Source organism: Mycobacterium sp. E3298 (assembly GCF_001666895.1).
Lineage (GTDB): Bacteria > Actinomycetota > Actinomycetes > Mycobacteriales > Mycobacteriaceae > Mycobacterium.
On record NZ_LZJB01000111.1, the window covers coordinates 1 to 19,047 of the forward strand.

A 19,047-nucleotide genomic window follows, 5' to 3' on the forward strand; every position below is an offset into this window, starting at 1 on the left:
GAGTTGCTGGCCGACACGGAACCTGCTGCACGCGAACGCATTACCGCCGCATATCCGGATTACCCCGCGCCATCGGCGTGCATCCAGCTTGGTGGCGATTTCGCGTTCGGGTCGGCGGCCTGGCAGATCGCGGAGGCGCACAGCGCTCACGCGCCGACCTACCTCTACCGGTACGACTTCGCGCCTAGGACGCTGCGCTGGTCTGGGCTGGGCGCCACCCATGCCACCGAGTTGCTGGCCGTCTTCGACGTCTATCGCACGCGATTCGGTGCCCTGTTGACCGCCGCCGCGGACCGGCGCGCCGCGCTGCGGGTGAGCAACCAGGTGCAACGGCGTTGGCGGGCCTTCAGCCATTCCGGCGCGCCGGGCGACGACTGGCCCACCTACAGCACCGCCGACCGCGCCGTCATGGTGTTCGACCGCAAGAGCCGCGTCGAGTTCGATCCACACCCGCACCGCCGGATTGCCTGGGACGGCTTCTCCCTGGCGCGGTGACCTGGCACGCTGACCCTCATGCATGCCGACACCGCGCAAATCATCGAACGACCCGGCGACCTCACCGCAGCATGGCTGGAATCGGTGATCGGCGCCGGGCCCGTCGCCGATTTTGCCGTGGAGCGCATCGGCACCGGACAGATGAGCGAGTGTTACCGCGTCCGGCTCAGCTATGCCGATGGCGCGGCGAAGGCCGGCAGGCCCGAGTCGGTGGTCCTGAAGGTGGCGGCGACCGACCCGGTGAGTCGGCAGACGGGGCTGGCCCTCGGCCTCTACGAGCGCGAGGTGCGATTCTACGGCGACATAGCGCCACGGCTGGGCGGCCCGATAGCGCCCTGCTACCACGCCGCGGTCGACAGCTCGACGGGCGCGTTCGATCTTTTGCTCGGCGACGCCGGGCCGGCGGTCGTCGGGGACGAAATCGCCGGTGCCACAGCCGAACAGGCCCACCTCGGCGTGGTCGAGCTGGGGCGGCTGCACGGACCGCTGCTCGGCGACACCGCGCTCGCCGAAGCGCCGTGGCTCAACCGCGAATCGCCGCTCAACCAGGCGATGCTCGCCCCGCTGTACGCGGGCTTCATCGACCGCTATGGCGAGCAGATCGCGCCGGAGCACCGGATGGTCTGCGAACGCCTGGTCGCGTCCTTCGACGGCTACCTGGCCGCCGAGTCGGCGCCCGACCGGATCCTAGGGCTGATGCACGGTGACTACCGCCTGGACAACCTGCTGTTCGGCACCGCCGGGGCCGAACGCCCGCTGACGGTCGTCGACTGGCAGACGGTGTCCTGGGGGCCCGCCCTGACCGACCTGTCGTACTTCCTCGGCTGCGCGCTGCCGACCCCCGATCGCCGGGAGCAGTACGACGCGTTGTTGCGGGCCTACCACGAGGCGCTGGGGCCTGCGGCGCCGCTGTCGCTCACCGACGTCGCCGAAGGTGTTCGCCGACAGAGCTTTTTCGGCGTGATGATGGCGATCGTCTCCTCGATGCTGGTGGAACGCACCGAGCGCGGCGACCGGATGTTCATGACCATGCTGCAACGACACTGCGACCACGTGCTCGACACCGACGCGCTGGCGACGCTGCCCGCCGCGCAGACGCCCGAAGCCCTGCGGCCCACGGTGGAGGACGAAGGTGCGCACCCGGCGACCGCCGAGCCGCTGTGGAGCGAGAGCTGGTACTCCGACTTCGCCGACGCGGCACAGGGATTGGGCGGCTGGTTCCGCCTCGGCCTGATCGCCAACGAACGGAAGGCCTGGGTGCACGCGCTGCTGTGCGGCCCCGACATGCCCACCGTGGCCGTCGACGCGCAAGTACCGCTGCCGGCGGATCCGTGGGACGTGCGCAGCGATTCCTTCGAGCTCGGCCACTCCGCGACCACCCCGCTGCAGACCTACCGCGTCGACCTGCGTGCCCACGCCCAGTCGTACCCCGATCCGTCGGCGCTGTTGCGCGGAGAGCCCGGCACCCCCGTCGAGATGACGATGAGCCTGGTGTGGGCCACCGACGGCGTCCCGTACAAGTACCGGTTGACGACGCGTTACGAGATCCCATGCACGGTCTCGGGCACGGTCACCATCGACGACACCAATTACCGCCTTGAGTCGGTCCCCGGCCAGCGCGATCACTCCTGGGGCGTGCGCGACTGGTGGAGCATGGACTGGATTTGGAGCGCGCTGCACCTGGACGACGGCACCCATCTGCACGGCGTCAACATCCGGATTCCCGGCGCACCGGCATTCAGCATCGGCTACTCCCAGGATGCCGCGGGAACGGTCACCGAGCTGCAAACGGTGGATTCACGAGAATCGTTCGGCGCCAACGGGTTACCACTCCGCGCCACCTTGGCGCTCAACCCCGGCGAGATCACCGCGGACGTTCAGGTCCGCGGCCAGGCGCCGGTGCGTCTGATCGCCGCGGACGGGCGGGTGAGTCAGTTCCCGCGCGTCTGGGCGAGCGTCCGGACCGCCGACGGACGCAACGGCGCCGGCTGGCTGGAATGGAACCGCAACCTGGCCGAACGGTCCGAGTGAGCGGACGGGGCCCCGTCGTGGTGATGGGCGTTTCCGGATCGGGCAAGTCGACCGTGGGAGTCGCGCTCGCGCGCCGCTTGCAGGTCCCCTTCGTGGACGCCGACACCCTGCACCCGCGGGCCAATATCGCCAAGATGGCGGCCGGGGAACCGCTCGACGACCACGACCGCTACCCCTGGCTGGAAAAGGTCGGTGAGTGGCTGGCCGGGCACCGCGGCGGCGGGGTGGTCAGCTGCTCGGCGTTGAAGCGCAGGTACCGCGACCAATTGCGCGCGCACTGCCCGCAGGTCGAATTCCTGCACCTCGCCGGTTCGCCCGCGCTCATCGGCGGTCGGCTGGCGGCCCGCACGGGCCATTTCATGCCGCCCGCGCTGTTGCGCTCGCAATTCGACGCGCTGGAACCGCTGGGCGGCGACGAGGCCGGCGCAACCCTCGATGTCGATCAGGACGTCGACGCGATCGTCGACGGCTTCCTACACGAGGACGGTTGACCGGTCAGGACAGCTTGCGACGGCCGGCCTTGACCTGCTCGCCGACCCTTTCGCGTGCGGTGTCGGCCAGGTAGCCGCCTCGTGCGCGGGCCGTCTCGGCAAGGTAGGTGCCGCGGGCACGGGCGGTGTCGGCGAGGTCCTCGCCGCGGTCCACAGCCGTGCTGGCCAGTTCTTCGCCGCGCTTACGCGCCTTCTTCGCCAGCTTCTCGCTACGCTTGCGCGCCTTCTTGGCCAGTGGCGCGGCCCAGTCGGCGGCTTCGTCGGCGAGTTCTTCGCCGCGCTTGCGGGCCTTCTTGGCCAGTGGCGCGGCCCAGTCGGCGGCTTCGTCGGCGAGTTCTTCGCCGCGCTTGCGGGCCTTCTTGGCCAGCGGCTTGCTTCGATCGGCGGCGGTGCTGGCAAATTCGCGGCCGCGTTCGAGCGCGGCCTCGGCGTACGGCGCCCCCCGTTCCGCGGCGGTGCTCGCCAATTCGCGGCCGCGCTCGGCGCCGACCTGCAGGCCGTGCACGATCTTCTCGCCCAACTCCGAGAAGTCCGTGTCGAAGCCGTCATCGGAGCCGGGCAGCGCCGACGACACCCGCTCGGAGAGCCGCTCGGCCGCGCGCCGGCCGCGCCATCCGAGCGACGGCTTGCCCGCGGTGTCCGCCGACGCGATCAGCAACCCGCCGACCAGGCTGAGGTCGGTGAGGAACTGCTGGCGCTTCTGCGCCTTGGCCTGCGGGTCGCTTTCGTTCCAGAACGAGTGCGCCCCGAGGTTGGCCGGCAGCACGGTGAAGGCGAGCGCCGCCGACGCGACGCGCGGCAGCTTGCCGGTGGCCAGCAGCAGGCCGCCGCCGATCTGGACGGCGGCGTTGATTTGCGCGAACGTCTCCGGGTCGCTCGGGATGGCCCCGCTCACCGAATTCGGCAGCGCCTGCAAACCATCCACTGCCGGCGCGGCGGCCGCCGCCGCCGACTTGGGGTTGAGCAGGGAGTTGACTCCTTGGCCGATGAAGGCAACTGAAAGCAATGGGCGCGCGATTCTCCGGATCACCATGGCCGGGGGATTACCCGACTCGTTGACGGACAAACCGCCCAGCCCATACGTGCAGCTGAGGCGCCATCCGGGGCGACACCGATAGGGTGAAAGCCGTGAGGGCGTTGATCATCGTCGACGTGCAAAACGACTTCTGCGAGGGCGGCTCGCTCCCGGTCCCCGGCGGCGCCGCCGTGGCGGCCGCCATCAACGGCTACCTGGCCGGCGAGCCGGGCTACCGGTACGTCGTAGCAACCCAGGATTACCACGTTCGCCCGGGCGACCACTTCTCCCACCGGCCGGACTACTCATCGACGTGGCCACCGCACTGCATCGCCGGCAGCCCGGGCGCGGACTTTCGCCCCGACCTCGACACCAGCCGGATCGAGGCGGTCTTCCGCAAGGGCGCCTACGCCGCGGCATACAGCGGGTTCGAAGGGGTCGACCAGAGCGGGACCACGCTGCTGGACTGGTTGCGGCGGCATGGGATCGACGCGGTCGACGTGGTCGGCATCGCCACGGACCAGTGCGTGCGGGCCACGGCCGAGGACGCCGCGCGGGCCGGCCTGACCACCAGGGTGTTGGTGGACCTGACCGCGGCTGTGGCCCCGGATTCGGCCGCGCGGGCGCTGGCGGAAATGCGGTCGGCGGGCGTCGAGCTGGTCGGGGGACAGTGATGGGGGTGGCACCGGAGCGGGAACGCCTCCTCGCCGCCGTCGAGCGCTCGCCGCGGGCGGCCGCCGCGCACGACCGCGAAGGCTGGGTGGGGCTGTTCGCCGACGACGGCCGCGTCGAGGACCCGGTCGGCTCGCGTCCGCACGTCGGTCGGGAACGGATCGGCCGTTTCTATGACACCTTCATCGGCCCGCGCGACATCACATTCCACCGCGACCTCGACATCGTCTTCGGCACGGCGGTCCTGCGTGACCTCGAGCTGGAGGTCGCCATGGGTTCCGGCGTCACCATGTACATCCCCGCGTTCCTGCGCTACGACCTGCTAGAGGTCAACGGCGACTGGCGCATTGGCGAACTCCGGGCCTACTGGGAACTGCCCGCCATGATGCGCCAATTCCTGCGAACCGGACCGCGCGCGGTGCCGCCCGGGCTGCAACTCTCACGAGGCCTGTTGAACAATCAGCGGCTGAGCGGCGCGGTGGGCTTCATCGCGGCATTCCGGCGGGTCGGTGCGCGGCACAAGCAGTCGGTGCGGGCGTTCCTCGACGCCGCCACGGCCGGGGATCGAGACGCGGCTGCCAGAGCGCTATCCCCAAGCGCTGCAATAACTCTCGGCGACCACGAGGTACTCGACCTCGCCGGGCTCGTCGAGCAACTCGACGGCGCCGGCGGCACGAAGATGATCGGCGCGGGCAGCACAGTGGTGGTTTCGCTGACCTCCACTCGCGGGCGGGCCATCATCTTCGCCGACATGACATGGCGGCCGAATGCCATCAACCGAATCCGCTACTTCCCGGCCTGAGGGTCCCGCGGCCCACCAGCGCCGGCAAATTTGCTCAAAACCGGCGTCGACATATTGCCCGGAGCGCGACGGTGCCGTACAAATAGCTGTCCCCGAAGGGAGTCGACGATGGGTATGGTGCGGATCTTCGGCGCGGGAATTGCATTCACCGCCGCGCTGAGCGTTGTCACGGCTTGCGGCGGAAAGGAAAGCACCTCTGCGTCGTCAAGCTCGTCGAAAACGACTTCGTCGTCGACGGCGACGTCGAGTTCGACAGCGTCGACGACGACGAGCGGCCCGACGTCCGGCAGTGCACCACTGGGCGACTACACGTACCTCCTCCTTCAGGCGAGCGACGTCGGCATCGACGTCGGAACGACAGGTCCCCCCACGCAGAATCCCGGTGGCGTCGCCGGCGCCGGGGTGACGTTCATCAATCCCGACCACACACGCAGCATCGACGACCTGGTCGTCGTGTTCACCGACCCGGCGACCGCCGCGCAGCAGGCCAAGGAGCGCGCCCAGTCGTTCGGCAAATACGTCACCGGCGCCCCGCAGCCATTCGAGGTCGGCACCAACGGACTGATCGCGGTGGGAACCTCGCCCGACAACTCAAAATCGGTGACCTACGTGACATTCGCCGAGAGCAGGGTGGGCGTCGACCTGGAGTTCGACAGCCCGCCCAACGATCCCGCCCCGCGGGATGTCGTGCTGGACATGGCCCGCAAACAAGACCAACTCGTCAAGGACCGCTTGCCCAGCTAGCGGGGCTCAGTGCACGACCATCAGCGCGAGCGTCGCCGCCGATAGGCACAAGTAGGCGCCGGGAAACGCGATGTTGTACAGCACGTGGGCCCGCAGGTGGGTCACGACCGCGCCGACGAAAAACAGCACCAGGCCGGTAGCGGCCGCGATTCCCAAGGCGCGCAGCCCGACAACTCCCACGACGAGTCCGGCCGCCCCGGCCAGCTTGACCGTCGCCAGCGCCGGCAGCCACGACCGCGGCACCCCGACTTCGGCCGAGTTCGCCAGCACGAACCTGGCGGGGACGAGGTCGGCCACGGCGATCCCGGCGGTGATGGCGGCGGTAAACACCGTGATCACGACGCATGCGGTGGTCATGGGTGCCAAACCCCTGCCCGGCAGCCGGTTTCGCGGCGGGGAGCCGAACGGTGGCCGCGCGTTCCGCGGCGCACAATCGATAAGGTCATAGTGCTGGCCTCCTTCGCAACAGAGGGCTCGATGGACTCGGTCATTTTCTTGACGGTTCCTCTGCGGAAAAGGTGACCCATGAGCGCGCATAAGAATTTGGCCGATCTCGCGCGGCGCTTCGACGCCGACCGGCGGCACCTGAGTGCGGTCGCGTTCCAGCTGTTGGGCTCGGCCGCCGATGCCGAGGACGCGGTCCAGTCGGCGTGGCTGAAGGCCAGCCGCGCGGATTACGGCGCGGTCGACAACCTCACCGGCTGGTTCACCACCATCACCGCCCGCGAGGCGTACGACCAGCTCCGCGTCCGCAAACGGCGCGCCGAACATCCGCTCGCCACCACCGAGGAACTGGATCGGCTCGAAGCGGCTGCGTCGCCGGCGGACGAGGAGACCCTCCTGACGGAGTCGGTCAGCAATGCGCTGCTCGTGGTGCTCGACCGGCTCTCGCCCGCGCAGCGCGTCGCATTCGTGCTGCATGACGTGTTCGCGGTGCCATTCGAGAGGATCGGCGACCTGCTGGACCGCTCGCCGGAAGCGGCGAAGAAGTTGGCGAGCCGGGCGCGCGGGCGGCTGCACGGCGACCCGGGCGGCGAACCGGAGCGCGCGGCAAAGCACCTGGAGATCGTGGAAGCGTTTCTCGCCGCGTCCCGCGGCGGTGACATCGCGTTGTTGCTTGAGCTGCTGGCCCCGGACGTGGTGCGCACGGTCGATCGCGCGCTGGTGCCCGATGACGTGCCGACCGAGCTGCGCGGCGCCGGGCAGGTCGCCGAGGAGACCCGCCGATTCGCCCAGCGGGCCCGCGCCGGTGTGGTCATGCTCGTCGACGGGGCACCGGCCATCGTGATAGCGCCATACGGGCACGCCGAGGCGCTGCTGCTGATCACCGTCGGAACCGATGACCGCATCCACGCGATCGACATCACCGGGGATCCCACCCGGATCCGGTCGGCCGCGCTGGCACTCCCGGGCGGGCCGATCCAGCAACACCACAGCCGCATCGGGTACCAAGGACATCAGACGCCGCCGGCCGGGCGGCCGGCAACGGGGCGAGAACGGAAGGACCATGCTCGATAAGCCGTTCCCGCGGCGCCGCCTGCTGAGTGGCGCCGCCGCGCTGACGGCGGCATCGGTGACGCCATGGGCCGCCGGCTGCGCCCCGCAAGACGACGCGTTGACGTTCTTCTTCGCGGCCAACCCCGACGAACGCGATGCCCGGATCCGCATCGTCGACGAGTTCACGCGGCGCCACCCCGACATCAAGGTTCGTCCGGTGCTTTCGGCCCCGGGCGTGATGCAGCAGCTGTCGACGTTCTGCGCCGGCGGCAAGTGCCCGGACGTCTTGATGGCGTGGGATCTGAGCTACGCCGAGTTGGCCGCGCGCGGCGTGCTCCTGGACCTCAACACGATGCTGTCCCGCGATCAGGCCTTCGCGGCCGGGTTGAGATCCGATGGCATCGGGGCGCTGTACGACACCTTCACGTTCAACGGAGGCCAGTACGCGCTTCCCGAGCAATGGTCCGGCAACTACCTGTTCTACAACAAGCGGCTCTTCGCCGAGGCCGGGGTCCCCGCGCCGCCCACTTCGTGGCAACAGCCGTGGGGCTTCACCGAATTCCTGAACACCGCCACCGCGCTCACCAAGCGAAACGGAACCGGGCGAGCCGGCCAATGGGGGTTCGTGAACATGTTCGTGTCGTACTACTCGGCCGGGCTGTTCGCGATGAACAATGGGGCGCCGTGGTCCGCCCCGCTGAAGAACCCGACTCACTTCAATTTCGGTGACGATGCCTTCACGGAGGCGGTGCAGTTCTACGCCGACCTGGCCAACAAGCATAAGGTCGCGCCCAACGCCTCCGAGGTGCAGTCGATGTCGACGCCGGACCTGTTCGCGACGGGCAAGGCGGCCATGGCGATGGGCGGCCACTGGCGATACCAGACCTTCATCCGGGCCGAGGGCCTGGACTTCGATGTCACGTCGTTGCCGGTGGGGCCACGACGGCAGGGGCAGGCCGCTCACTCCAACATCGGCTCCACCGGACTGGCCATCTCCGCCAGCAGTCAACGCAAGGAACAGGCGTGGGAATTCGTGAAATTCGCGGCCGGCCCCGTCGGGCAGGCGTTGATCGGTGAATCCAGCCTGTTCGTTCCGGTGCTGCAATCCGCGCTCAACTCGCCCGGATTCGCCGCCGCACACCGCAACGTCGACAACCTCACCGTGCTCACGCAGGGCCCGGCCTATTCCGAGGGGCTGCCGGTCACCCCGGCGTGGGAGAAGATCGTCGCCTTGATGGACCGCAGTTTCGGGCCCGTGCTGCGCGGATCGCGGCCCGCGACATCGCTGGCCGGCCTGGCGCCCGCCATCGACGAGGTGTTGCGCACCCCATGACATCGGTCGAAACCAGCCCCGCCACCCGCAAACCCGCCCGGGGCGCGGGCCCCTGGCGCCGGCGCGCCTGGGCCGGCCGCCTCTTCGTGGCGCCGAACCTGGCGGCCGTCGCGTTGTTCATGCTTTTCCCGCTGGGATTCTCGCTCTACATGAGTTTTCAGCGGTGGGACGTGTTCAGGCCACCGAAGTTCGTGGGCCTGAAGAACTTTCAGGAGCTTTTTACCTCCGATCCGCTCTTCCTCATCGCCATCCGCAACACCGTCATCTTCACCCTCGGGACGGTCGTGCCGACCATCGTCGTCAGCCTCGTCGTGGCCGGTGTGCTGAACCGCAAAGTCAAGGGCATCGGCATCTTCCGTACCATCGTCTTTCTGCCGCTGGCCATCTCGTCGGTGGTGATGGCGGTCGTCTGGCAATTCGTCTTCAACACCGACAACGGGCTGCTCAACATCATGCTGGGCTGGGTTGGGGTCGGTCCGGTGCCGTGGCTGGTCGAACCCCGCTGGGCCATGGCCTCACTGTGCATCGTCAGCGTGTGGCGCAGCGTGCCGTTCGCCACCGTCATCCTGCTCGCGGCGATGCAGGGCGTTCCCGAGACCGTCTACGAGGCGGCCCGCATCGACGGGGCTGGCGAGATACGGCAGTTCACCTCCATCACGGTGCCGCTGATACGTGGGTCGATATCATTTGTCGGCGTCATCTCGATCATCCACGCGTTCCAGGCTTTCGACATGGTGTACGTCCTCAACGGCGCGAATGGCGGGCCCGAAACCGCCACGTACGTCCTGGGCATCATGCTGTTCCAGCACGCGTTCTCCTTCCTGGAATTCGGGTACGCGTCCGCGCTGGCGTGGGTGATGTTCGCCATCTTGCTGGTGCTGACCGTGGTGCAGCTGCGGATCACTCGGCAACGGTCCTGGGAGACTTCTCGTGGCCTCAGCTGAGCGCCTGTTCACGCGCAACGTCGTCCGCGCAGTGCTGGTCTACACCGCGCTGATCGCCATCGCCTGGTGCTGGTTGTTCCCGATCGCCTGGGCGGTGTCCGGTTCGTTGAAGAGGGAAGGCGAGATCACCGAGCCGAAGCTGCTGCCGGCGCACCCGCGCTGGTCGAACTACACCGAGGTGTTCTCGCTGATGCCCTTCGCGCGGATGTTCTTCAACACCGTGCTGTACGCCGGGTGCGTGACCGCCGGGCAGGTCTTCTTCTGCTCGTTGGCCGGATACGCGTTCGCGCGATTGGAGTTTCGCGGACGCGACACGTTGTTCGTGCTGTATCTGGGCACGCTGATGGTGCCGCTGACCGTGACCGTGATCCCGCAGTTCATCCTGATGCGGACCGTGGGGTGGGTCGACACACCCTGGTCCATGATCGTGCCGGGCCTGTTCGGCAGCGCTTTCGGCACCTACCTGATGCGTCAGTTCTTTCGGACGCTCCCAACCGACCTGGAGGAGGCGGCGATACTCGACGGTTGTTCGCCATGGCAGATCTACTGGCGAATCCTGTTGCCCCACGCCCGTCCCGCGGTCATGGTGCTCGCGGTGCTCACCTGGGTCAACGTCTGGAACGACTTCCTGTGGCCGCTGCTGATGTTGCAGCGCAACAGCCTGGCCACGCTGACACTCGGCCTGGTACGACTGCGGGGGGAATACGTCGCGCGCTGGCCGATCATCATGGCGACGTCGATGCTGATCATGCTGCCGTTGGTGCTCATCTACGCCATCGCACAACGGTCCTTCGTCAGGGGCATCGCCGTCACGGGACTCAACGGATAAGGCATGGCCTCAGTAACTTTCGAGCAAGCGACGCGGCGCTACGCCGGAACGGATCGCCCGGCATTGGACAGCCTCGACCTGGAGGTCGGCGACGGCGAATTCGTCGTGCTGGTCGGCCCGTCCGGATGCGGAAAGACCACCTCGCTGCGGATGGTGGCGGGGCTGGAGACGCTGGACTCCGGCCGCATCAGGATCGGCGACCGCGACGTCACCACCGTCGATCCCAAGGACCGTGACGTGGCGATGGTCTTCCAGAACTATGCGCTCTACCCGCACATGACCGTCGCGCAGAACATGGGCTTCGCCCTGAAGATCGCCAAGACACCGAAGGCAGAAATTCGTGACCGCGTCCTGGACGCGGCCAAACTGCTTGACCTGCAACCCTATCTGGGCCGCAAGCCCAAGGACCTCTCAGGCGGGCAGCGCCAGCGGGTGGCGATGGGACGGGCGATCGTGCGGCGCCCGCAGGTCTTCCTGATGGATGAGCCGCTGTCGAACCTCGACGCGAAGCTGCGCGTGCAGACCCGCAACCAGATCGCGGCGCTGCAGCGGCGGCTGGGCACCACCACCGTCTATGTCACCCACGACCAGGTTGAGGCGATGACCATGGGGGACCGCGTCGCGGTGCTGCGCGACGGCGTGCTGCAACAGTTCGCCGCCCCTCGCGAGCTGTACCGCAACCCGGTGAACGTCTTCGTCGCGGGGTTCATCGGGTCGCCGGCCATGAACCTGTTCACGCTGCCGATCGTTGATTCCGCTGTGTCGTTGGGGGATTGGCACATCCCGCTACCGCGGGGGCTCGCCGACCCCGCGAGTGAGGTCGTCGTGGGGGTGCGCCCCGAGCATTTCGAGCTGGGCGGTCAGGGCGTCGAGATGGAGGTCGACGTGGTCGAGGAGCTGGGGGCCGACGCCTACCTGTACGGCCGAATCACCGGTTCCGGCAAGGTCATCGATCAGCCCGTCGTGGCGCGTGCCGACGGGCGCCGGCCGCCGGAGAAGGGCAGCCGGGTGCGCCTGCACCCGGAACCGGGGCACCTGCACTTCTTCGGCATCGACGGCCGACGAATCTGCTGAGGGGGGGTATGGCTATGCCCGACGTGAGCGCATCCCGCGCCGACCTGGTTTGCGAAGGCGGCGGCGTCCGGGGCATCGGGCTGGTCGGCGCGGTCGACGCGCTGACCCAGGCGGGCTACCGGTTCCCACGGGTCGCGGGCAGCAGCGCGGGCTCGGTCGTCGCGTCGCTGGTGGCGGCGCTACAGGTCGCGGGCGAACCGCTGAGCCGGCTTGCGGAGGTGATGCGGTCGATCGACTACCGGAAGTTTCTGGATCGCAGCGTGATCGGGCGCGTACCGCTGATCGGCGGCGCGCTGTCGCTGCTGGTGTCCGACGGCGTATACCGCGGGGCCTACTTGGAGCGGCTGCTCGAGGGACTGCTCGCCGACTTGGGCGTGCGGACCTTCGGCGACCTGCGCACCGGCGAAGAGCCGCAGCAGTTCGCGTGGTCGCTCGTGGTGACGGCCAGTGACCTGTCCCGCCGTCGGCTGGTGCGCATTCCCTGGGATCTCGGTTCCTACGGCATCGACCCCGATGACTTCCCGGTGGCCCGTGCCGTGCACGCCTCGTCGGCGATTCCGTATGTCTTCCAACCCGTCCGGGTGGGCGGCGCCACGTGGGTCGACGGTGGCCTGCTGTCCGACTTCCCGGTGGAGCTCTTCGACCGCCCGGGGGCGCAGCCGCGCTGGCCGACATTCGGGATCCGGCTGTCCGCGCGTCCGGGGATCCCGCCCACGCATCCGGTTCATGGTCCGGTCTCGTTGGGAATCGCGGCGATCGAGACGCTGGTGAGCAATCAGGACAACGCCTACATCGACGATCCGTGCACCGTTCGCCGCACCATCTTCGTGCCCGCCGAGGAGGTCAGCCCAATCGACTTCGACATCGCCGCCGAGCAGCGCGACGCCCTGTACCAACGGGGATTGCAGGCGGGCCAGGAATTCTTGCGGACCTGGAGCTACCCGGACTACCTGGCGGCCTGCGGCGGCCCGGGGAAGGGCGGGACTGCGCAGAGCCAGAATCCGCGGTGAAGGCTATCCGCGCGCGCAGCGGATCTGATTGAGGCGGTGCTCAATCCGCTCGACATCGGCGGGCAACGGCAATTGGTTGGTGACACGCGTGATTTCCACGCCGATATCAACGGGGTTGATCGGCCAGAATTGGCGTCTCATGAGTTTGGTTGCGATGGCGCGGATCTCGTCGTCGGAAAGTCGCCGGCGAGCCAGGGCCGCCAAGGGGGAATATCCGGTCGTCGGCATGCCGGCGGGGTATCCGGCCCGCACGAAAGCAACGATGCTCGACACCCACAGGGCCAGATCCATCATCCCACCTCGCTCACCGCCGCTTGAGAATTGGCGGCAGATCTTACGACTAGCAACGTACCATCGGCAACGTCATCAGCTCGGTAACGCCACACAGTTAAAACGCACTTTTTACACGCCCGCGAAGTCCGAAAACGAAAAGCGATCTTCGCCACGATGTGCCCTGGCGGGCGCGCCCTAACGACGTTTGACCGCAAGGCTTTCTACTATGGCCGCGTGGCTGATCGCTATGGAACCGATGTCCTTGCCGCGGGCCGGCGCAAGCCCCGCTCGACCGAGCACCCGGCCGAGCTCGGCCTGGTGGTCGAGGACGCGCAGACGGGCTACGTCGGTGCGGTGGTGCGAGTCGAGTACGGGCGGGTCGACCTGGAGGACCGCCGCGGGCACGTGCGTGGCTTCCCTTTGGGCCCAGGCTATTTGCTCGAGGGCCGTCCGGTGATCCTCACGGCGCCACGCCGTGTGGCGCCGGCCGGTTCCACGCGAACGGCGTCGGGCTCGGTGGCAGTTCCGGGCGCCCGCGCCCGGGTCGCCCGCGCCAGCCGGATCTACGTCGAGGGCCGCCACGATGCCGAACTCGTCGCGCAGGTGTGGGGCGAGGACCTGCGGATCGAGGGGGTCGTCGTCGAGCACCTCGGCGGCGTAGACGACTTGGTGGACGTGGTGGCGGAATTCGCGCCCGGTCCGGAATGCCGGCTCGGTGTGCTCGTGGATCACCTCGTCGCGGGTTCCAAGGAGGCACGGATCGCCGATGCCGTGCGGCGGGGACCTGGTGGCGCCCACACCCTGGTGGTCGGTCATCCCTACGTTGACATCTGGCAGGCAGTCAAGCCCGAGCGGCTCGGCCTGGCGGGCTGGCCGGACGTGCCGCGCCACATCGAGTGGAAACACGGCGCATGCCAGGCGCTCGGCTTGCCGCACGGGAGCCAGGCGGACATCGCAAGGGCCTGGCGCCATATCCGTTCCCGGGTGCGCGACTGGAATGACCTCGAGCCGGCGCTGATCGGCCGGGTCGAGGAACTGATCGACTTCGTGACTCAGCCGGGCCCGTGACCGACCGGCGTCCGGCCGGGGGAAGACGCTGTCGTGGATTACCGCTGGCGGCAGCGGCCTTGGTCGTCGCGGCGGCGACCGCCTGCGGTCCGTCCGGTCGCGAGGTGAGCCGCGGGACGCCCGGCGGCCCGAGCGCGGTGAAGGTGACGCTCGCCAACCGGGGCGGCAAAGACGCCTGCACGGTGGACAACGCGAACGTCGCCGCCGGCCCGGTGACGTTCACGGTCGCCAACACCGATGCGCCCGGCATCAGCGAAGTCGAGTTACTCAGGGGTGAGCGGATCGTCGGCGAGAAGGAGGACCTCGCTCCCGGGTTGGCCCCGGTGTCGTTCACCGTGACTCTCGATGGCGGGCCGTATCAGCTGTATTGCCCCGGCGCGGTGGACGAATACCAGACGCTGACGGTCACGGGCCGGGCGGCGCCGGGGCTGGCCGGCGGCGTCGCGGACTCCCTCGACAGCGCCACCAAGGACTACGCGGCGTATGTCGTCCAGCAGATCGGTCAGCTCGGCGACGGGGTCAACGCACTCGACGCGGCGGTGCGGGCGGGCAACATCGACGCCGCGAAAGCCGCTTACGCCAAAGCGCGCCTGTTCTGGGAGCGTTCCGAGTCCGCCGTCGAGGGCTTCATCTTGCTGGGTTTCGCGGTCGGCGACAACGCGGGCCGCCTCGACTATCTGATCGACATGCGCGAGTCCACTCCCGTCGACGCCAAGGTCGGCTGGAAGGGGTTCCACGCCATCGAACGCGACCTGTGGCGGGGCGGAGCGATCACGCCCGGGACGCAGGCCCTCAGTTCCGAATTGGTCGGCAACGTAGCCAAGTTGACCGCCATCGTCGCCCTCCTGCAGTACAAGCCCGAGGACCTGGCCAACGGCGCCAGCGACCTCGTCGAGGAGATCCAGAACACCAAGATCACCGGGGAGGAGGAGGCTTTCAGCCACATCGACCTCGTCGACTTCTCCGCCAACGTGGAAGGCGCTCGGCAGGCCTACGCATCGCTGCGGCCCGGGCTGGAGAAGATCGACGGCAATCTGGTCGCCCAGATCGATCGCGAATTCCACACGGTGCTGGCCACTCTGGACGGATACCGCGATCCGTCTGAGTTGGGTGGCTTCCGGACCTACACCGCGGCGCTGCAAGCCACCGACGCCGCCAAGCTGACCGCGGTCATCCAGCCCCTGCACCAGAGCCTGTCGGCGGTCGCCCCAAAAGTGGCTTCGGCGGGCCGACCATGAGCGAGGTCAGGGCCAAACCCGATGAAGGCGAGGCGGTTTCGCGTCGGCGTATGCTCGGTGGCGCCGTCTTGGCCGGGCTCACCGGCGTCGCCGGGGGAGGGGTGGCCGGTTACGCGCTGGCTGCCGGACACGATGGCGGCGCGGCCGGCGGCGGCGACGACGACGTCGACTTGCGCCGCAGTTACCCCTTCTACGGCCAGCCGCATCAGGGTGGAATCGCCACGCCGCCACAGCGTTACGCCATGTTCATGTCATTTTCGCTGGCCGCCGGAGCCCAGCGCGCGGAGCTGCAAACGCTGCTGGCACGCTGGTCGGCCGCGGCCGCGATCCTGCAGCAGGGAAAGCCGGTCGGCACCGTGCAGCCCCGGGTCGACGTGCAGCCACCTGTCGATACCGGCGAGGCGGTCGGGCTGAGCCCGGCCAGCCTCACCGTAACCATCGGCTTGGGACCGTCGCTGTTCGGCGACCGGTTCGGGCTCGCCCTGCGCCGACCCGCCGTGTTCACCGAGTTGCCCCCGCTCAACGGGGACAACCTGGACCCCCGCCTGCGCGGCGGCGAACTGTCCGTCCAAGCTTGCGCCGACGACCCGCAGGTCTGCTACCACGCCGCGCGAAACCTGGCCCGCCTGGGCCGCGACGTCGTCTCGCCGTCCTGGGCGGTGCTGGGATTCGGACGGGCCTCAGCCGGCCCGGGCCAACACACCCCGCGAAACCTGCTGGGATTCAAGGACGGAACCCGCAACGTCGTCACCGATGCCGAGTACGACCGATTTGTCTGGGTCCGCGATAGTGACCAGCCGTGGATGAACGGCGGAACGTATCAGGTGGTGCGCAAGATCCGGATGCTGCTCGAGACATGGGACGTCGACCGCATCGGCAATCAGCAGCGGATATTCGGCCGCACCAAAGAAGAGGGCGCACCCCTGAGCGGCGAGGGCGAATTCGATGCCCCCGATTTTGCCGCCAAGGGCGGCGACGGCAACCCGCTCATCGATCCGATGTCCCACGTCGCCCTGGCCGCCCGCGAGAACAACGACGGCGTCATGATCAGGCGCCGGTCCTACAACTACACCGACGGCCTCGACGCCAACGGCCAGCTCAACGCCGGGCTGCTGTTCGTTTCGTATCAAAAAGATCCGCAAGATTTTATCCGCCTGCAGAACCGGTTGGGCGCCCACGACCTCCTCAACGAATACATCCGCCACATCGGCTCAGCTATCTTCGCGGTGCCACCCGCGCCCGCCGAAGGCCACTACATCGGGCAAAGCCTTTTCGGCTAAGCAAATCTCGCCGAGCGCGGGTCGCCGTCGGGTGGGGGCCGCGTTTCGGCTGTGTGAGCAGTCGTGTCGGTCAGGTAAATCAAAACCCTCCGCCGTCACGCATCGGCCGCCGCCGAGCACTAACTCCGTGAAGCCGCAAGATCAGCGAGAACGGAGGGATCACATGACCGACGCGCTAGTCATCGACGCAGAAGGCCTCGACAAGCTGTCGTGTAACGCCAGGGCCAACCCGGAGACCGGCAGGAAGACCCTGAAAGCCAAGACGGTCTGCGAAACCGGATTCCGCAACATGACCTACGTCCGCGACCTGGCGCCGATGCTGGTGGGTGAGCCGCCTGCCCTGCTCGGTGACGACTCCGCGCCCAACCCCTCCGAGACCGCCCTGGCCGCCCTGGGCTCGTGCGTCTCGGTGGGCCTGCTGGCGAATGCGACGCATCGCGGGGTCACCCTGACCAAGATCGAGGTCGAGATGGAAGGCGACATCGACATCTCCGCGGTGTGGGGCGTGGGCGACACCCCCGAGGGGAAGCGCCTCGGCTTCAGCGCGGTGCGCTGCAGGGTGACGCTGGCCGGAGACGCCGACGAGGCGACCCTGAAGGAGATTCACGACAACGCCATCGCCTGGTCACCCGTCGTGAACACGTTCCGCAACCCGGTCGCCGTCGACTCGACGCTGGCCACGGAATAGCCACGGGGAAGCTGCTGTGGCAACGGTATTGACGAAGCCCGCTCTCGCCGAGGCCATCAGGTTGGCCCGCGCCAAGCGCGGACTGAGCTGGGTGAAAATCGCAGAATCCATCGGGAAGGACCCGGTGTGGACGGTCGCGGCGTTACTCGGGCAGCACCCGATGACGGCCGGCGACGCGTCAACGGTCGCGGCACTGCTCGGCCTCGACGACGAGGCTGTCGCTGTCCTGCAGCTGATGCCGTATCGGGGTTCGGATGCGACCATGACGACAGACCCGACGATCTACCGATTCCATGAGGCGCTGACCGTCTACGGCCCGGCGATCAAGGAACTCATTCACGAGGAATTCGGTGACGGCATCATGAGCGCGATCAACTTTCAGCTGAGCGTGCAGCGGCGCCCGCACCCCGAGGGCGACAGAGTGGTCGTCACTTTCGACGGCAAGTTCCTCGACTACGCGTGGAAGCACTCGGCACAGGAGGTTTTATGACGGCGACGATGAACCCGGCGGCCGGCCAGCTGGATGCCGGACTGTTGGAGGACATTCGGGCCCACGCCGGGGGACTGGACCGGGGGGAGCATCAGTCCCGCCGCAGCTTCACCGCCCTGGGCGCGGCCGGGCTTCTCGGGGTGGGCGCACCCGCCAACGCCGACGGCAGGCTGCCCGAGATGGCCGAGGTGATCCGGCGTATCTCCGGGGAATGCATGAGCACCGGGTTCTCGTTGTGGGCGCACCGAATGGCGGTGGAATACTTGCTCAGGGCGGCAACGCCTTTCAGCGTCGACGCGGCTCAGTCACTGCTCGCCGGCACCACGCCGGGGGTGACCGGCATGGCGTCGGCGTTCAAGGAGGCGGCGGGCTGCGGCAGCGTCGAGTTGACGGCCACGCCGATCGAGGGCGGCTACCGGGTGTCCGGTCCGATCAGGTGGGCGAGCAACCTATACCCCGACTCGACCATGGTGACCGCGGTGCGCACCGATGCGGGCGAGCGGCTGATCGTGGCCCTGCCGTTGAGCACGGCGGGGGTGGTGGTGGGCGATCACTTCGAGCTGCTGGCAATGGGTAGCACCGCCTCGTCATACCTGAACCTGACCGACGTGCCCGTGCCCTCGGCCCAAGTGTTGTCCCGAGACTTCGAGGGATTCCTGCAGGCGGTCCGCCCGACGTTCCTGGTCCTGCAGTCCGCCATGTGCCTGGGTCTCACCAGGACCGCGGTGGAGCAGGCCAAAGGCGGCCTCGGCGGCGTCAACTCGGTGTTCGCGGCGGAGGTCGACAACGTCGCGGAGAAGCTCGCCACCGCGGAGGCCACCCTGGCGGGTCTGGCCGCGGCGGTGGGCGGGGATGACCCGCCCACCAAGCGGGAGCTGTTGTCGCTGCGCCTCGCCGCGGCCGAGCTGTCCAGCGCCAGTGCCGATCTCGAGATCCGCACCGCCGGCGGCAAGGGCTACGCGAGCAGGACATCGGCGAGCCGCCGCTACCGGGAGGCGGCGTTCATTCCCGTCCAGTCCCCGTCGGAAGGGCAGTTGCGCTGGGAGCTGGCCGCATGCGGCTGAGTGCGAGAC

At 68.4% G+C, this 19,047-nt stretch carries 21 protein-coding genes; 18 read left to right on the top strand and 3 right to left on the bottom strand.

Annotated features, from left to right (window positions below):
* The 3 genes from A9X05_RS04995 to A9X05_RS05005 all read left to right on the top strand — a co-directional run.
* A partial coding sequence (locus tag A9X05_RS04995; protein ID WP_156736475.1) for a carboxylesterase family protein occupies nucleotides 1-495 on the top strand: 495 nt, incomplete at its 5' end.
* A gap of 18 nt (nucleotides 496-513) precedes the next feature.
* The gene (locus A9X05_RS05000; protein ID WP_067779658.1) at nucleotides 514-2,526 is read left to right on the top strand and encodes a phosphotransferase; all 2,013 of its coding nucleotides are present in this window, start codon (nucleotides 514-516) and stop codon (nucleotides 2,524-2,526) included.
* Nucleotides 2,523-3,017: a gluconokinase gene (locus A9X05_RS05005; protein ID WP_082970892.1), complete on the top strand. Its 495-nt coding sequence runs from the start codon at nucleotides 2,523-2,525 to the stop codon at nucleotides 3,015-3,017. The genes A9X05_RS05000 and A9X05_RS05005 overlap by 4 nt, the downstream gene beginning before the upstream one ends.
* 4 nt (nucleotides 3,018-3,021) lie before the next feature.
* Here the strand turns inward: A9X05_RS05005 and A9X05_RS05010 are convergent, their stop codons facing one another.
* Nucleotides 3,022-4,050, bottom strand: a complete 1,029-nt coding sequence (locus A9X05_RS05010; protein WP_067760849.1) for a DoxX family protein — start codon at nucleotides 4,048-4,050, stop codon at nucleotides 3,022-3,024.
* Between the two features lie 95 nt (nucleotides 4,051-4,145).
* Between A9X05_RS05010 and pncA the strand changes: the two genes are divergently transcribed.
* The 3 genes from pncA (at nucleotide 4,146) to A9X05_RS05025 (ending at nucleotide 6,250) form a co-directional block, all read left to right on the top strand.
* The gene (gene pncA, locus A9X05_RS05015; protein WP_082970893.1) at nucleotides 4,146-4,706 is read left to right on the top strand and encodes a pyrazinamidase PncA; all 561 of its coding nucleotides are present in this window, start codon (nucleotides 4,146-4,148) and stop codon (nucleotides 4,704-4,706) included.
* Nucleotides 4,706-5,506: a ketosteroid isomerase family protein gene (locus tag A9X05_RS05020; protein WP_067779667.1), complete on the top strand. Its 801-nt coding sequence runs from the start codon at nucleotides 4,706-4,708 to the stop codon at nucleotides 5,504-5,506. The genes pncA and A9X05_RS05020 overlap by 1 nt, the downstream gene beginning before the upstream one ends.
* A 108-nt stretch (nucleotides 5,507-5,614) precedes the next feature.
* Nucleotides 5,615-6,250 (top strand): hypothetical protein, encoded by a 636-nt coding sequence (locus A9X05_RS05025; RefSeq protein ID WP_067760843.1) that lies wholly within the window; start codon nucleotides 5,615-5,617, stop codon nucleotides 6,248-6,250.
* A gap of 6 nt (nucleotides 6,251-6,256) precedes the next feature.
* On the opposite strand, the gene A9X05_RS05030 is transcribed toward A9X05_RS05025, so the two are convergent.
* Entirely contained in the window at nucleotides 6,257-6,607 is a 351-nt protein-coding gene (locus tag A9X05_RS05030; RefSeq protein ID WP_067760841.1) for a DoxX family protein, read from the bottom strand.
* 168 nt (nucleotides 6,608-6,775) lie between these two features.
* On the opposite strand from A9X05_RS05030, the gene A9X05_RS05035 reads away from it, so the two are divergent.
* Genes A9X05_RS05035 through A9X05_RS05060 form a run of 6 tightly spaced genes read left to right on the top strand, consistent with a single transcriptional unit; the run spans nucleotide 6,776 to nucleotide 12,937 of the window.
* Nucleotides 6,776-7,768 (top strand): sigma-70 family RNA polymerase sigma factor, encoded by a 993-nt coding sequence (locus tag A9X05_RS05035; RefSeq protein ID WP_067760839.1) that lies wholly within the window; start codon nucleotides 6,776-6,778, stop codon nucleotides 7,766-7,768.
* The gene (locus A9X05_RS05040) at nucleotides 7,758-9,080 is read left to right on the top strand and encodes a sugar ABC transporter substrate-binding protein (protein ID WP_067779670.1); all 1,323 of its coding nucleotides are present in this window, start codon (nucleotides 7,758-7,760) and stop codon (nucleotides 9,078-9,080) included. Before A9X05_RS05035 ends, A9X05_RS05040 begins: the two co-directional genes overlap by 11 nt.
* On the top strand, nucleotides 9,077-10,024 hold the full coding sequence (locus A9X05_RS05045; RefSeq protein WP_067748825.1) for a carbohydrate ABC transporter permease: 948 nt from the start codon (nucleotides 9,077-9,079) through the stop codon (nucleotides 10,022-10,024). The genes A9X05_RS05040 and A9X05_RS05045 overlap by 4 nt, the downstream gene beginning before the upstream one ends.
* Nucleotides 10,011-10,853: a carbohydrate ABC transporter permease gene (locus A9X05_RS05050; RefSeq protein ID WP_067748835.1), complete on the top strand. Its 843-nt coding sequence runs from the start codon at nucleotides 10,011-10,013 to the stop codon at nucleotides 10,851-10,853. Before A9X05_RS05045 ends, A9X05_RS05050 begins: the two co-directional genes overlap by 14 nt.
* A 3-nt stretch (nucleotides 10,854-10,856) precedes the next feature.
* Entirely contained in the window at nucleotides 10,857-11,927 is a 1,071-nt protein-coding gene (locus tag A9X05_RS05055) for an ABC transporter ATP-binding protein (RefSeq protein ID WP_067779672.1), read from the top strand.
* 14 nt (nucleotides 11,928-11,941) lie between these two features.
* Nucleotides 11,942-12,937, top strand: coding sequence for a patatin-like phospholipase family protein (locus A9X05_RS05060; protein WP_067779675.1), 996 nt, complete (start codon nucleotides 11,942-11,944; stop codon nucleotides 12,935-12,937).
* Between the two features lie 3 nt (nucleotides 12,938-12,940).
* Here A9X05_RS05060 and A9X05_RS05065 read toward each other — a convergent pair whose 3' ends face one another.
* Nucleotides 12,941-13,228, bottom strand: a complete 288-nt coding sequence (locus tag A9X05_RS05065) for a DUF3349 domain-containing protein (protein ID WP_067748943.1) — start codon at nucleotides 13,226-13,228, stop codon at nucleotides 12,941-12,943.
* Nucleotides 13,229-13,444: 216 nt separating this feature from the next.
* Here A9X05_RS05065 and A9X05_RS05070 point away from each other — a divergent pair, with 216 nt between their 5' ends.
* The 6 genes from A9X05_RS05070 (at nucleotide 13,445) to A9X05_RS05095 (ending at nucleotide 19,038) form a co-directional block, all read left to right on the top strand.
* Complete coding sequence (locus A9X05_RS05070; protein ID WP_067779678.1) at nucleotides 13,445-14,278, top strand: DUF3097 domain-containing protein; 834 nt, start codon at nucleotides 13,445-13,447, stop codon at nucleotides 14,276-14,278.
* A 59-nt stretch (nucleotides 14,279-14,337) separates the two neighbouring features.
* Nucleotides 14,338-15,516 (top strand): iron uptake system protein EfeO, encoded by a 1,179-nt coding sequence (efeO, locus tag A9X05_RS05075; protein ID WP_082950216.1) that lies wholly within the window; start codon nucleotides 14,338-14,340, stop codon nucleotides 15,514-15,516.
* The gene (gene efeB / locus A9X05_RS05080) at nucleotides 15,513-16,796 is read left to right on the top strand and encodes an iron uptake transporter deferrochelatase/peroxidase subunit (protein ID WP_067779680.1); all 1,284 of its coding nucleotides are present in this window, start codon (nucleotides 15,513-15,515) and stop codon (nucleotides 16,794-16,796) included. Before efeO ends, efeB begins: the two co-directional genes overlap by 4 nt.
* Before the next feature lie 163 nt (nucleotides 16,797-16,959).
* Nucleotides 16,960-17,484: an OsmC family protein gene (locus tag A9X05_RS05085; protein WP_067748850.1), complete on the top strand. Its 525-nt coding sequence runs from the start codon at nucleotides 16,960-16,962 to the stop codon at nucleotides 17,482-17,484.
* A gap of 16 nt (nucleotides 17,485-17,500) precedes the next feature.
* The gene (gene cynS / locus A9X05_RS05090) at nucleotides 17,501-17,974 is read left to right on the top strand and encodes a cyanase (RefSeq protein WP_067779683.1); all 474 of its coding nucleotides are present in this window, start codon (nucleotides 17,501-17,503) and stop codon (nucleotides 17,972-17,974) included.
* Nucleotides 17,971-19,038 (top strand): acyl-CoA dehydrogenase family protein, encoded by a 1,068-nt coding sequence (locus A9X05_RS05095; protein WP_067779685.1) that lies wholly within the window; start codon nucleotides 17,971-17,973, stop codon nucleotides 19,036-19,038. The genes cynS and A9X05_RS05095 overlap by 4 nt, the downstream gene beginning before the upstream one ends.
* Nucleotides 19,039-19,047: the final 9 nt, after the last annotated feature.